The sequence below is a fragment of the Streptomyces sp. CA-111067 genome, assembly GCF_050956065.1.
GTDB lineage: Bacteria > Actinomycetota > Actinomycetes > Streptomycetales > Streptomycetaceae > Actinacidiphila.
The window spans coordinates 6,263,727-6,277,024 of sequence record NZ_CP192103.1 but is presented as its reverse complement, the minus strand read 5'-3'; the positions used below and the strand labels follow the sequence as shown (position 1 = coordinate 6,277,024).

General features: G+C 71.6%; 12 protein-coding genes. 3 read left to right on the top strand and 9 right to left on the bottom strand.

Features of this window, described 5'->3' with window-relative positions:
- Positions 1-342 precede the first annotated feature (342 nt).
- Positions 343-1,113: a hypothetical protein gene (locus tag ACQPW6_RS27780; RefSeq protein ID WP_433892414.1), complete on the top strand. Its 771-nt coding sequence runs from the start codon at positions 343-345 to the stop codon at positions 1,111-1,113.
- 97 nt (positions 1,114-1,210) lie between these two features.
- Here the strand turns inward: ACQPW6_RS27780 and ACQPW6_RS27775 are convergent, their stop codons facing one another.
- A complete protein-coding gene (locus ACQPW6_RS27775; RefSeq protein WP_433892413.1) occupies positions 1,211-1,678 on the bottom strand; it encodes a MarR family winged helix-turn-helix transcriptional regulator in 468 nt (155 codons plus the stop codon).
- Between the two features lie 262 nt (positions 1,679-1,940).
- On the opposite strand from ACQPW6_RS27775, the gene ACQPW6_RS27770 reads away from it, so the two are divergent.
- Positions 1,941-2,813 (top strand): lysozyme, encoded by an 873-nt coding sequence (locus ACQPW6_RS27770; protein ID WP_433892412.1) that lies wholly within the window; start codon positions 1,941-1,943, stop codon positions 2,811-2,813.
- A gap of 112 nt (positions 2,814-2,925) precedes the next feature.
- Here ACQPW6_RS27770 and lon read toward each other — a convergent pair whose 3' ends face one another.
- The 8 genes from lon to ACQPW6_RS27730 form a co-directional block, all read right to left on the bottom strand.
- Complete coding sequence (gene lon, locus ACQPW6_RS27765; protein WP_433892411.1) at positions 2,926-5,370, bottom strand: endopeptidase La; 2,445 nt, start codon at positions 5,368-5,370, stop codon at positions 2,926-2,928.
- 150 nt (positions 5,371-5,520) lie between these two features.
- The gene (locus ACQPW6_RS27760; protein WP_433892410.1) at positions 5,521-6,354 is read right to left on the bottom strand and encodes an enoyl-CoA hydratase/isomerase family protein; all 834 of its coding nucleotides are present in this window, start codon (positions 6,352-6,354) and stop codon (positions 5,521-5,523) included.
- A gap of 7 nt (positions 6,355-6,361) precedes the next feature.
- The gene (locus ACQPW6_RS27755; RefSeq protein ID WP_433892409.1) at positions 6,362-7,618 is read right to left on the bottom strand and encodes a cytochrome P450; all 1,257 of its coding nucleotides are present in this window, start codon (positions 7,616-7,618) and stop codon (positions 6,362-6,364) included.
- A gap of 102 nt (positions 7,619-7,720) precedes the next feature.
- The gene (locus ACQPW6_RS27750) at positions 7,721-9,085 is read right to left on the bottom strand and encodes a cytochrome P450 (RefSeq protein WP_433892408.1); all 1,365 of its coding nucleotides are present in this window, start codon (positions 9,083-9,085) and stop codon (positions 7,721-7,723) included.
- An 11-nt stretch (positions 9,086-9,096) separates the two neighbouring features.
- Positions 9,097-9,690, bottom strand: coding sequence for a GTP-binding protein (locus ACQPW6_RS27745; RefSeq protein WP_433892407.1), 594 nt, complete (start codon positions 9,688-9,690; stop codon positions 9,097-9,099).
- 4 nt (positions 9,691-9,694) lie between these two features.
- On the bottom strand, positions 9,695-10,072 hold the full coding sequence (locus tag ACQPW6_RS27740; RefSeq protein ID WP_433892406.1) for a DUF742 domain-containing protein: 378 nt from the start codon (positions 10,070-10,072) through the stop codon (positions 9,695-9,697).
- Positions 10,072-10,917 (bottom strand): roadblock/LC7 domain-containing protein, encoded by an 846-nt coding sequence (locus ACQPW6_RS27735; RefSeq protein WP_433892405.1) that lies wholly within the window; start codon positions 10,915-10,917, stop codon positions 10,072-10,074. The genes ACQPW6_RS27740 and ACQPW6_RS27735 overlap by 1 nt, the downstream gene beginning before the upstream one ends.
- Positions 10,914-12,068: an ATP-binding protein gene (locus ACQPW6_RS27730; protein ID WP_433892404.1), complete on the bottom strand. Its 1,155-nt coding sequence runs from the start codon at positions 12,066-12,068 to the stop codon at positions 10,914-10,916. The genes ACQPW6_RS27735 and ACQPW6_RS27730 overlap by 4 nt, the downstream gene beginning before the upstream one ends.
- A gap of 506 nt (positions 12,069-12,574) precedes the next feature.
- Between ACQPW6_RS27730 and ACQPW6_RS27725 the strand changes: the two genes are divergently transcribed.
- Positions 12,575-13,276 (top strand): spermidine synthase, encoded by a 702-nt coding sequence (locus ACQPW6_RS27725; protein ID WP_433892403.1) that lies wholly within the window; start codon positions 12,575-12,577, stop codon positions 13,274-13,276.
- Positions 13,277-13,298: the final 22 nt, after the last annotated feature.

Sequence of the window (13,298 nt, the reverse complement as noted above, 5' to 3'; positions counted from 1 at the left end):
CAATCAGGTATCGCCGGCGGGATCCCGGGGTGGGTTCCCCCGGGAACGTGCGAACGTCCTACTGACCCTTGCAGTCCCGCCGTGAGGGCGGCCATCCGTCGCTCCCTCGGACACCCGAACGAGTGAATCGCACCTGCGAGTTGCCCGACAAGTCCGCTACGGGACGGGCCGTCGTACGAGTCCGTGACGGCATCGCGACGGCACTGGCGCGGCGCGGCCCGCTTTGGCAGGATGCCCGCCCGCACCTCCCGCGACCAGCCCGGTCCGTACCAACCCGCGGGGCCCGCCGCCGGCGCCGGGCTCGAACAGGGCCTGTGCACGGCGGTCCTGCACACTGGCCCCATGCGTATGGAGACGGCGACCGCGCCCGGCACCCGGGGATCGGCCAACGAGGACTTCGTATCGGTGGCGCTGCCCGCCTCGGGGCGCGGCGGCGCGCTGGTGCTGCTCGACGGGGTGACCCCGCCGCAGGACAACGGGGACTGCGTCCACTCGGTGCCCTGGTTCACCGCCAGGCTCGGCGGCGCGCTGCTCGAACTGTCCGTTTCCCGGCCCGACTCGGCGCTCGCCGACTGCCTGGCGGAGGCGATCTCCAGGACCGCGGACGCGCACCGCGCGACCTGTGATCTTTCTCACCCGCTGACCCCACAGGCCACAGTGGTGCTGGCCCGCTGGGACGACGAGCACGTCGACCACCTGGTGCTCTCCGACTCCGCGCTGCTGCTCGGAGCGCCGGACGGGACGGTCACCCCGGTACTCGACGACCGGATCGACCGGCTGCGGGCGACCGGCGTGCGGGTGGCGCCGCTGCGCAACCTGGAGGGCGGCTTCTTCACCGCCGCGGCCGATCCGGCGGTGGCCGCGCGGGCGGTCACCGGCCGCACCGCGCGCTCCGGGGTGCGGGCGCTGGCCGCGCTCACCGACGGCGCGGCCCGCGGCGTGGAGGTCTTCCACGAGGACGACTGGGCGGGCGTGTTCGCGCTGCTGCGCAAGGCCGGACCGGAGGCGCTGATCGCCCGGGTCCGCCGGATGGAGGACGCGGACCCGGCGGGCACGGCCGTCCGGCGCGGCAAGCCGTACGACGACGCGACGGCGGTCCTGGTCGAGTGGTGACACCCGCCGGTGTCACGCCACTCCCCCGGCCGCGGCCGCCTGAGGCCGCGCCGCTACGCCGGCCTCACGGCGCCGCCCGCGTGCGGGCACGCCGGCCTCACGGCGCCTCCGCCGTCGCCTCGTTGAGCCGGTGCAGCAGCCGGGCCAGTTCGGCGACCTCGGCGCGGTCCCAGGCGGCCAACTGCCGCAGGTAGCTCGCCCGGCGGACCACCCGGACCCGGCGGAAGCGCTCCCGGCCCTCCTCGGTGAGCCGCATCAGATACGCCCGGCCGTCGGCCGGGTCCGGCTCGCGGGTGACCAGGCCGAGCACCTCAAGGGCCCGCAGCTGGCGGCTCATGGTGGCCTTGCCGACCCCGAACCAGGACGCCAGCTCGGTGGCCCGCTCCGGTTCCGCCTCCTCCAGCCGGACCAGCAGCCCGTACGCGGCCGGTTCCAGGTCCGGGTGCACGGCGCGGGCGAGTTCGGCCGAGGCGGCCCGGCCGCGCCGGAACAGCACGGTGAGTTCGCGCTCCAGCGCGTCCGTGGAGGCGTCCCCCACGACCTCGGCGGCGCCGTCCGGGGTCATGCAGCGGTCCCCCTCGGCTCCGGGCTCCCCGGCCGTATCGCCGGCCACATCCGGCGCCTTCCTCGCGTCGCTCACTTAGATCCCGCTTTCAACGCCTGAAAGTTTTCTTCACTCACGGTGGTTTCCGCAGCACGTCAAGTATTTCGCAGGAGTAGACCACCGGCGGTTCCCGGCGACTCTTCCACGCCCGCGGCCGGGGCCCGTACGGTTCGCCTGTCATGGCCATCCCAAGGCCATGCCGAGTCCCCCACTGGAGGCACGCATGTCCCACGGAGACCTCTCCGTCGTGCACGGCACCGGCTCGGCCCGTACCAGGCTGGCCCTGGCGGCCGGTCTGTTCGTCTCACTGCTCGCGATGATCCTCGCCGCCCCGAACGCGGCGCACGCCGCCACCGGCGCCGCCGGCGCGGGCGGGCACATCACCCACCCGGAACTGGACTGGATGGGTTCCACCATCCGGGCCCACGAGGGCTCCGACACCGGCACCAAGACGGTCACCCCCGCGGTGACCCAGACCCCCGGCATGGACGTCTCCGGCTACCAGGGCAGCGTCAACTGGGCGACGGCGTGGGCGAACGGCGGCAAGTTCGCGTACATCAAGGCGACCGAGAGCACCACGTACACCAACCCGTCGTTCACCCAGCAGTACAACGGGTCCTACAACGTGGGCATGATCCGCGGCTCCTACCACTTCGCGACGCCGGACACCTCGGGCGGCGCCGCGCAGGCGGACTACTTCGTGGCGCACGGCGGCGGCTGGTCCAAGGACGGCAAGACCCTGCCGGGCGCGCTCGACATGGAGTACAACCCGTACGGCGCCACCTGCTACGGGCTCAGCGCGAGCGGCATGGTGAGCTGGATCCAGGCGTTCAGCAACGAGTACCACGCCAAGACCACCCGCTACCCGACGATCTACACCTCCACCAGCTGGTGGTCGCAGTGCACCGGCAACAGCGCGGCCTTCGCGACCAACAACCCGCTGTGGGTGGCCCGTTACAGCAGCAGCGTCGGCACGCTGCCGGCCGGCTGGGGCTTCTACACCTTCTGGCAGTGGGCGGACTCCGGCACCTTCCCCGGTGACCAGGACCGCTTCAACGGCGCCCTCGACCGGGTGCAGGCGCTCGCCAACGGCTGATCAGCGGCAGGCTGTCCCACCTTCCGCCTGATCCGCCCTTGCGCACACCGCGGCGAACGGCCGCCGCCCCCCTCAGCGAACGAGGGGGGCGGCGGCCGTCCACATGCTGCCGTCAGGCGGCGATCTTCTGCGGCTCCGCACCGGTGTCCGCGCCCGTGTCCGCCGCGATGTCCGCGTCGGCCAGCGCCAGTTCGAGCACCTGCCGGACGTCGCTGACCGGGTGCACCTCAAGTGCCTCCAGGATCTCGGCGGGCACGTCGTCCAGGTCCGGCTCGTTCCGCTTGGGGATCACGATGGTGGTGATCCCGGCCCGGTGCGCGGCCAGCAGCTTCTGCTTGACCCCGCCGATCGGCAGCACCCGCCCGGTCAGTGACACCTCACCGGTCATCGCCACGTCGGTCCGCACCCGCCGGCCGGACAGCAGCGAGGCCAGTGCGGTGGTCATGGTGACACCCGCGCTCGGGCCGTCCTTGGGCACGGCGCCGGCCGGCACGTGGATGTGCACCCCGCGCTCGTTCAGGTCGCCGACCGGCAGTTCGAGCTCCGCGCCGTGCGAGCGCAGGAAGGACAGCGCGATCTGCGCCGACTCCTTCATCACGTCGCCCAGCTGGCCGGTGAGCTGGAGCCCGTGCCCGCCGGTCTCCGGGTCGGCGAGCGAGGCCTCGATGTAGAGGACGTCGCCGCCCGCGCCGGTGACCGCGAGCCCGGTGGCCACACCGGGCACGGCGGTGCGCCGCTCCTGCGGGTCCTGGGCGGACTCCGGCACGTGGTGCGGCCGGCCGATCAGCGCCCGCAGGTCGCCGGCGCCGACGGTGAACGGCAGCTCCTGGTCGCCCAGTTCGTGCCGGGCCGCGATCTTCCGCAGGATCCTGGCGATGGTGCGCTCCAGGTTCCGGACGCCGGCCTCCCTGGTGTACTCGCCGGCCAGCCTGCGCAGGCTCGGCTCGTCCAGGGCGACCTCGTCGGTGTCGAGGCCGGCCCGCTCCAGCTGCCGGGGCAGCAGGTGGTCGCGCGCGATGACGACCTTCTCGTCCTCGGTGTAGCCGTCCAGCCGGACCAGCTCCATCCGGTCGAGCAGCGGCTCGGGGATCGCCTCAAGGACGTTGGCGGTGGCCAGGAAGACCACGTCGGACAGGTCGAGCTCGACCTCCAGGTAGTGGTCGCGGAAGGTGTGGTTCTGCGCCGGGTCGAGGACTTCGAGCAGCGCCGCCGCCGGGTCGCCCCGGTAGTCCGAGCCGACCTTGTCGACCTCGTCGAGCAGCACCACCGGGTTCATCGACCCGGCCTCCTTGACCGCCCGGACGATCCGGCCGGGCAGCGCGCCGACGTACGTCCTGCGGTGGCCGCGGATCTCGGCCTCGTCCCGTACGCCGCCGAGCGACACCCGGACGAACTTGCGGCCCATCGCGCGGGCCACCGACTCGCCGAGCGAGGTCTTGCCGACCCCGGGCGGGCCGACCAGCGCCAGCACCGCTCCGCCGCGCCGGCCGCCGACGACCCCGAGGCCGCGGTCGGCCCGGCGCTTGCGTACGGCCAGGTACTCGGTGATCCGCTCCTTGACGTCGTCCAGGCCGGCGTGGTCGGCGTCCAGCACGGCACGCGCGCCGGAGACGTCGTAGGTGTCCTCGGTCGTGGTGTTCCACGGCAGTTCCAGGACGGTGTCCAGCCAGGTGCGGATCCAGCTGCCCTCAGGGGAGGCGTCCGAGGAGCGCTCCAGCTTCTCGACCTCCTTCAGGGCGGCCTCCCTGACCTTCTCGGGCAGGTCCGCGGACTCGACCCTGACCCGGTAGTCCTCGCTCTCGTTCTCCGGGTCGCCGTTCAGCTCGGACAGCTCCTTGCGGACCGCTTCGAGCTGCTGGCGCAGCAGGAACTCCCGCTGCTGCTTCTCCATGCCCTCCTGGACGTCCTTGCGGATCGTCTCGGCCACGTCCTGCTCGGCCAGGTGGTCGCGCAGCCACTGGGTGGCGAGCCGCAGCCGGGCCACCGGGTCGGCGGTCTCCAGCAGCTCGATCCGCTGCTCGGCGGTCAGGTAGGGGCTGTAACCGGAGTTGTCGGCCAGCTGGCCGGCGTCCTCGATCTGCTGCACCCGGTCGACCACCTGCCAGGCGCCGCGCTTGCGCAGCCAGCTGGTCGCCAGCGCCTTGTACTCCTTCATCAGCTCGGCCACCGTGCCGGGCGACTCGGCGGGGGCGGGCTCCTCGACCCGGGTGCCCTCCACCCACAGGGCCGCGCCGGGCCCGGTGGTGCCGGCCCCGATCCTGATCCGGGAACGGCCGCGGATCACGGCCCCCGGGTCGCCGTCCGACAGCCGTCCGACCTGCTCGACGGTGCCGAGCGTGCCGACGGCGGCGTACTTCCCGTCCACCCGGGGCACCAGCAGCACCTGCGGCTTGCCGCTCGCGGCGGCCGAGTGCGCCGACTGCGCGGCCTCGACCGCGGCCCGTACCTCGGTGTCGGTCAGGTCGAGCGGCACCACCATGCCGGGCAGCACCACTTCGTCGTCCAGCGGCAGCACGGGCAGGGTGAGTGGGCTGGTAGGTGTGGACTCAAGCGCCATGATCTCTCCCTAAGCAAGCAAGTTGAGTACACCTGACTCAATGCAGGGAGGTCTGCTGGTGTTCCCGGGGACTGTTCGCCCTGAGCGATCGGGCTCAGGGCGCGGCTCGCCGGCGGCCCGACGGCAGGTCCATGGCAGGTCGCCGGCAGCTCAGACCGGCCGGCCGGTCCGGGCGCGGCCCCAGAATCCGCCGCCCTGCCGCTTGGCCTCCGGGGCCTCGGCGGTCCTGCGCAGCTGCGCGGTGAGCAGGTCGGCGTCCAGCAGCGCCGTATCGGCGCCGCGGCTGGACCTGGTGTGCACGGCGAAGAGCCGCTTGGTCAGCGCCACGGCCTCCGGCGACCGCCGCAGCAGCGGCTTGATCCAGGCCTGCTCGATGACGGCGTCCAGGTCGCCGTTCTGCTCGACCCGCTGGATCAGGCCGAGGTCGCGGGCGTAGGGCGCGTCGAATTCCGCGGAGGTCAGTACCAGCTCGCGGACGGCCGCCTCGCCGACCGCCGCGATGAGCCGGCCGAGACCGCCGCCCCAGGCGGGGACGAGGTTGAAGGCGAGCTCGGGCATGCGGAAGCGGGTGGTGTCGGCGGCGACCCGCAGGTCGCAGCTGACGGCGAGGGCGAGGCCCGCGCCGGTGACCCGGCCGTGCAGCCGGGCGACGGTGACGACGGGCAGGTTCTCCAGCGCGTCGCAGACCCGGCCGCCCTTGTCGAGCACGGTCCGGGTGGAGCGCCCGCCGAGGTCGTGCTGGAGGAGTTCGCGCAGTTCCTTGACGTCGGCGCCGAGGCTGAAGTCGTCACCGGCACCGGAGAGCACCAGCACCCGGACGTCGGGGCGGTCCGGGATCTCGGTGAGCACGCCGAGCAGCTCGTCGAGCATCTCCGCGGTGACGGCGTTGCCGCTGTCGGGGCGGAAGAGCTCGATCCGCAGCACGTCCGGGTCCTGCCGGATGCGGAGGGTTTTGAACGGGGAGGGCGGGAAGTCGGTGAACATGGTCTTCTCAGAACAGGGCCACGTGCAGGTTCCGCGGCCGCCGGAAGACGACGCGCGGGTGCCACTGCGGCCTGCGGGCAAGAGTCAGGCGCGGAAAGCGCTGGAGCAGTCCGCGCAGCAGGGTCTGCGCTTCGAACCGGGCGAGGGGCGCTCCCAGGCAGTAGTGGATGCCGCTGCCGAACGACAGGTGCGCGGGCATCTGCCGGTGCAGGGTGAAGGTGTCGGGATCGTCGTACCGCCCGGGGTCCCGGTTGGCGGCGGCCACCATCAGGTGGACGAGGTCGTCGGCGCGCACGGCGACGCCGGCGATCTCGGTGTCGGCGCGGGCGACCCGGGTGGCGACGTGGATCGCCGGGTCGTAGCGCAGCGCCTCCTCGACCGCGCCCGGCACGTCCTCGGGGTGGTGGGTGAGCCAGTCCCACTGGTCGGGGTGTTCGAGCAGCCGCAGCACGAGCTGCGAGAGCAGCGCCGCGGTGGTCTCCAGCGCCCCGAGCAGCACGATGAGCGCGAGGTCGTAGGCGTTCTCGTCGGCGGCCTCGCGGCTGGGCTCGATCCGGTCCCAGGTCGCGAGCCAGTGCGAGACCGGGTCGTCGCCCGGCTGCCTGCGGCGGTCGGCCACCAGCTCGCGGAAGTAGACCTGCAGCATCATGACGGCCTCGTCGGCCTCGGCGAGCTGGCTGGCCGACGGCAGCAGCTCCTGGGGGAAGGCCATCTTGTGGGTCAGGTCGCGCAGCAACGCGAAGTCGGCCGGCGGCAGCCTGAACCAGTGGCCGATTGTCGCCACCGGAAGTTCCTCGCTGACGACCGCGTGCAGATCGGCTTCTCCGCCGGCGAGTCTTTCCGCTAATTTATCGAGCAGGCGTTCGGTTATCGAGCTGACCGGACCCAATAGCGTCTCAAGAGTCGAGCGGTCGAACATTCCGCCGGCCGAACGCCGGGCGCGGGTGTGCTTTTCCCCGTTGAGTGCGGGCAGCGTCCTGCCGATCTCCCGCGAGGAGGCGGCGGTCCAGCGGGTCGCCTCGCCCTGGCGGGCGCGCCAGCCGGAGTCGGGCTCCAGGAAGTCCTGGCGGTTCCTCAGCACCCGGTCGCAGAGGTCGTACGAGGTCACGACGTGCCCGCCCCAGGGAGCCGCGACCACCTCGCCCATCGCCCTCAGTTGCCGATAGATCGGGAACGGATCCGCCTGGCCGGCCGCCGTCCTCAATCGTGAGAAGAGCGGTGCGGCTTGACGGTGGGCGACAGGCGAGGTTATCGCAGTCTCCACGACTACTCCTTCTAGGCTCACGGCTGAGTCGGGCGCCGCTATGCCTACCCCCATGGTTGATTCTTCATACAACTATTTCAGGCCATCCGGAAGTTGCCCCTGTCACTCGCCATTGATCCAGTCCACCAGCCGGCTGAACATGCCCTTGCGCTTCTTTCCGGCCGCCGCCTGCGAGTCGGCGGCCGGCTCGGCGGCCACCGGGGCCGGCGCGGCGGGCCTGGCGGACGCGGCGCGCGCCTCGGGCGCGGGCATCCGGCGGACCAGCGGGGCGGGCGCGCTGAACCGTACCGGCAGCGTCACCAGCGACCGGCTCCACGGCTCCTGGTTCCACGCCAGATCGCCGAAGCCGCAGCGCAGTTCGATGTCGGGCAGCCGGTTGAGCAGCGTCTCGATCGCGGTGACCGCGATCACCAGCGCCGGGTCCTTGGCCGGGCACGCGTGCGGCCCCGCGCCGAACGCCAGGTGCGCCTGGCCGCCCAGCTCGCGGTACTCCGACGGGTCGGTGTTGGCGGCGGCGAAGCTGATCAGCACCGGGTCGTGGGCCCGCAGCACCCGGCCGCCCAACTCCACGTCGCGGACCGGGTAGTGGCCGGCGTAGTTGGCGATCGGCGCGTAGTTCCACAGCACCTCGTGCACGGCGTCCTGCACCGGCAGGCCCGAGGAGTACTTGTCGTCGCCGAGCATCAGCGCGACGCCGGTGCCGATGGCGGCGGTCAGCGGCACCGTGCCGCCGGACAGCACCGGGATCAGCTGGTGCATCGTCTCCTCGTCGGTCAGCCCCGCGCGGTGCTGGAGCAGGCAGGAGGTGACGTCGTCGCCGGGCTCGCGGCGCTTGAGGGCGATGAGTTCGAGCAGCGCGCCGCCCAGGATCTGGTCGGCGCCGGGGGTGCCGTTGAAGATGCCGGTGAGACCGACGATGATCCGGTCGCCGAGCTCGGGCGGGCAGCCGAACAGCCCGCCGAAGATCAGCAGCGGCAGCGGCCCGGCGAACTCCTGCACCAGTTCGGCCTGCCCGAGCGGGCCGTTGAACTGGCTGATCAGGTACTCGGCAGTCTGCTGGGTCTGCCGGGCCAGCCGGTGCACGTCGATGGTGGCCAGGCTCTCGGTGACGGCCTGCCGCAGCCGGGCGTGCGCGGCACCGTCGGAATACAGGGCGTTGGGCCGGTAGGCCATCATCGGCAGCGCCGCGCTGTCGGCGGGTATCCGGCCCTCGTTGAGCGCCCGCCAGGTGCGCGGGTCGCGGGGGAACGTGCTGGGGTCCTTCAGGATCGCCAGCGCCGCCTGGTAGTTGGTGACCAGGGTGGCCTCGACGCCGTCGGCGATCTCAACGGTGGCGCTCGGGCCCAGCGTCCGCAGATAGGCGTAGTGGCCCTCGGGGTCGGAGCCGAAGGCCGGGCCGAACAGTTTCACCGATTCGTGGGCGGGGCAGCCGGGCGGGGGGCCTCCGGTGCCGTTGTGCTGCTGCATGCGCGTGGCTCCTAGCCAAGACGAGTCAGTAGGTGTTGCACGAGTGTGATCAGCGCCTGCCCCGCGGAGTTCCGGTCCCGGACGTCGCAGGCGACGACCGGCGTCTCCTGGGAGACGTTCAGTGCCTCGCGGACCTCGCTGAGCGGGAAGAGCCTACGTTCATCGAAGTAGTTGACGCCGATCGCATAGGTGAGGCCGAACTGCTCGACGAGATCGAGGACGTCGAAGGACTGCTTGAGCCGCTCGGGTTCGGGGTCGACCAGCACCAGCGCGCCCAGCGCGCCCCTGGCCAGTTCCTCCCACAGCTCCTTGAACCGCTGCTGCCCGGGCGTGCCGAACATGTAGAGCACCAGTTCGTCGCTCAGCGTGAGCCGCCCGAAGTCCATCGCGACGGTGGTGGTGGTCTTGTGCGGTGTGGACGACAGGTCGTCAGTGGCCGCGCTGAGGCTGGTGATCCGCTCCTCGGTGGTCAGCGGCTCGATCTCGGAGATGCTGCCGATGCAGGTGGTCTTGCCCACCCCGAAGGGGCCCACGATCAGCACCTTCACCGGCGCGGGGCCCGGGGCGTGCGCCGCCGGAGAGGTTCCAGCTGTGTCTACTGACACGTCATCACGCTCCGAGCTTCGCTTTGAGACCGTTCAGTACGTCGTTGAGCAGTGCCCGGTCCGGCTTCTGCGCCCGGGGGATGGCCGGCCGGGAGGTGATCACGCCGCTGTCGCGGAGCTGCGCGAGCAGCACCCGGCCCACCCCCAGCGGCACCTTGACCCGGGCGGTGACCTCGTGCACGGACAGCGGTCCCGCGCCCAGCAGGTCGCGGATCTTGCGGGACTCGGGGACGACGATCCTGGCGTTCAGGCCGCCTTCGGTGACGGCCACCCAGGTGGTGCGGGTGAACTCCTCCTCCGAGGGAAGCGAGGCGCCCCCGGTGAGCACGAAGGCGGGGACGAACTCCGTCGTAATTTCCAGCTCACTGTCGGGGTTCTCCATCACTGGCGCCTCGCCGTCTCGTGGCCTGCCGTCGCATCACGTGTCATCGCGTACACAAGGTCGTGCATACGGCCGGCGAGCTCGGCGAGGTCGCCACTGGGCTCGGCCGCCGCGGCCAGGCAGCCGCCGTCGCCGGTGGCGATCGAGACGAGCCACCCGTGGGAGAACTCCACCACCGTCTGCCGCAGCCGGGGAACGGTGTGCGGTCCCGCGAACGGGGCCGTGGCCTTGCTGAGCCCCTGCAGGCCGAGCATCGCCGCGGCGAACTTGTCGGTGATGTCGGGGTCCATGCCGTCGGAGACCCCGTCGGGCAGGCCGTCGGACCTGACCAGGATCGCCCGGGTGGCCCGCGGGACGGAGCGGATGATGTCGTTCAGCGGTGCCAGGACCGGCACCCGGCCCCAGGCCCCCTGCCGGTCGCCCTGCCCGGCGCCGCCGCGCGCCCGCGGCACCTGCGGATCGGTGCGCGGCGGCGCGGTCAGCTCCTTGCCGAGCCGGGTCACCAGCTGCTGCATGCTGAACGTGATGGCCTGCATGTCGACGTCGGGGCCGGCCGCGGCGGCCAGGTACGAGCCCTCGCCGGCGGCGAGGACCAGGACCAGGCCGTGGTCGAACTCGATGAGTGTCTGCTTCCACTCGTGGTCGTCCTGCGGGCCGACGATCAGCCCGGTCGCGCGGCTGAGCGACTGCATGCCGGCCATGGTCGCGGCGATACCGGTCATCGACCGCTCGTCCAGACCCTGGGTGGCGCCCTGCGGAATCCCGTCGGCCGACAGCAGCACGAGGTGCCGGGACTGCGGGACGCTGTCAACGATGCCTTGCAGCATCCAGGAGTAGTCCGTCACCGACCTTCGTCTCCCTCTGGGGTGACGGACAGGACCCGCCCCTCACGCGTGCCCTCCTGGAGACCGCGCAGCCGGCGGGCCGCCGCGGCGGAGTCGACCGGCGGAGGGGTCACGGGGGCCGTGTACGCGGCCTCGGTCATCTGCTGCCGGGCACCCCTTCGCGGCAGCCCGTTCGCCGTCTCGGCCGCGGTCTCGACCGGCTGCGGGGCGGGGGCGGTGCCGGGCATCGGGACGGGCGCGCTGTGCGGCTGCGAGGACACCGGCTCGATGACTTCCTCCGTCAGGAGTGCGCTGGGAAGCAGGACCACCGCGCGGACACCACCGAACGCGGACCTGCCCATGATGTCGACCTGGAATCCGAACTGCGTGGCCAATTGCCCGATGACCGCGAATCCGATGCGCGGCGGATTTCCCAGCTGCGGAATGGTCGGCGTGAAAGCGCCGCTGAGTATGGAGGAAGCGCGCTGCTTCTCCTCCTCGACCATTCCGACGCCGGCGTCGTCGATCATGACACACAGGCCGTTGTGCACATTCATGAACTGCACGGTCACATCGGTGTGCGGCGGCGAATAGTCGGTCGCATTGTGCAGGAGTTCCGCGATGGCGAGCGACACCGCGGGAATTGCGGACGCCCGCATCGCGAACGAGGTCTGCTCCATGATTTTCACGCGGTCGTACTGGCGGATCTGCGACTGGGCGTTGCGCACCACGTCGTAGACGCTCGCCGCGTTCCGCCGGCGGCCCAGCGAGCCGCCGCACGCGACGGAGATGGTCTGGAGCCTGCGCAGCGTCTGCGTGACGGCGTGCGAGGTGTTGAGGAGGTCGGCGAGAACCGGGTGGCCGCCGTACTTCTGCTGGATCGAGTCGAGCTCGGTCTGCTGACGGACTGCCAGCGTCTGCAGGGTGGCTGCCCATGACTTCATGACGACCTTGGTGCGCTCCTCGGCGTCGGCGACGGTTTCGGCCACCGCGGCCTCGTGGTCGCGCACCAGTGACTCGCCCTCGTACTCGAGGCCGGCCTTTTCACCGCTCAGCTGGTCGATCTTCTCCCTGGCGACCTGCAGCTGTCTGGCCTGCTGCGTGAGCATTCTGTCCTTGCCGCGCCCCCGCACCCAGACTATGGGGATCCCGACCACGACCACGGCGACCAAGATGCCCAGAATCACGTTTGTCATGGAACTCTTTCCTGGCGTAAAGCCTCTGCGGCCACAGGTGGCCCCAGAATCAAGTCGATCATGATCAACAGGTTTGGGTATGTTACCACTGGCATAACCCAAGAACACCTGGTGCGAGATGCCCAGGTTGATGGTTTTCGCGCGGAATTAAACCGACTCCTGATAAATGCTGCCGATTATCCGTCAGGTCGCCGGTATATTCCCCTCCCGAGCGGGGCAATATTGCTCCCGCGATCGGGCCGGCGCGTTCATCCGGTGCGTTGATTCGAGCACGAAACGCTCGGAGTCGGTCGCTCCCGAAGCCCTGCCGGCGCGGTGCCGCCCGACCGGCGGCAGGCGCCTTCGACCGCCGGATCAACTCCGGCACCCGTCAACATTCACCCGATCGGGTGACTTGCGGGAGGACGGAGGCTACGCCTCCATTCGCTCTGCACGGTCGGCGACACGCCGGGCGCACCGGAGCTCCCGCCTAAGCTGAGCGGATGCTGACGGGAGAGCTGGCGGGAGACGGGACGCCGACGGTCGTGGACCGGCGGGAGGGGCCGGCCGGGGAGGTCGTGCTGCGCCGGCGCGGCCGGGAGTACGAGATCATCGCCAACGGCTGCTTCCTCATGGACACCTCCGACGGCCGGTCGGAACGGCTCCTGGTGGACGCGGCGCTGGAGGCACTGGAGGCGCTGGGCCCGCGCCCGGCGCCCGGCGTGCTGATCGGCGGTCTCGGGGTCGGCTTCTCGCTGGCCCGGGCGGCGGCGCAGCCGTGGGCGCGGATCGACGTCGTGGAACGCGAGCCCGCCGTCGTGGACTGGCACCGCGGCGGACCGCTCGCCGCCTACTCGGCCGGCGCCCTGGACGACCCGCGGGTGACGCTCGTCGAGGACGACCTGCTGGCGCACCTGAACCGCCCTGGCGAGCCGTACGACGCCCTGTGCCTGGACATCGACAACGGGCCGGACTGGACAGTCACCGACAACAACGGCAGTCTCTACAGCCCCAGCGGCCTCAACGCCTGCCGGAACCGGCTCACCCCGGGCGGCGTCCTCGCAGTGTGGTCGGCACAACCGTCGGCCGCGTTCGAGGCGGCACTGCGGTCCGCGGGGTACGAACGGGTGCACACCCTGGAGATCCCGGTGCTCCGCGGAGCACCTGATGCCGTGCACCTGGCGCACCGGGCGCCAAAGGCGTGATGGTCACGGCAGTGGCCCGCCC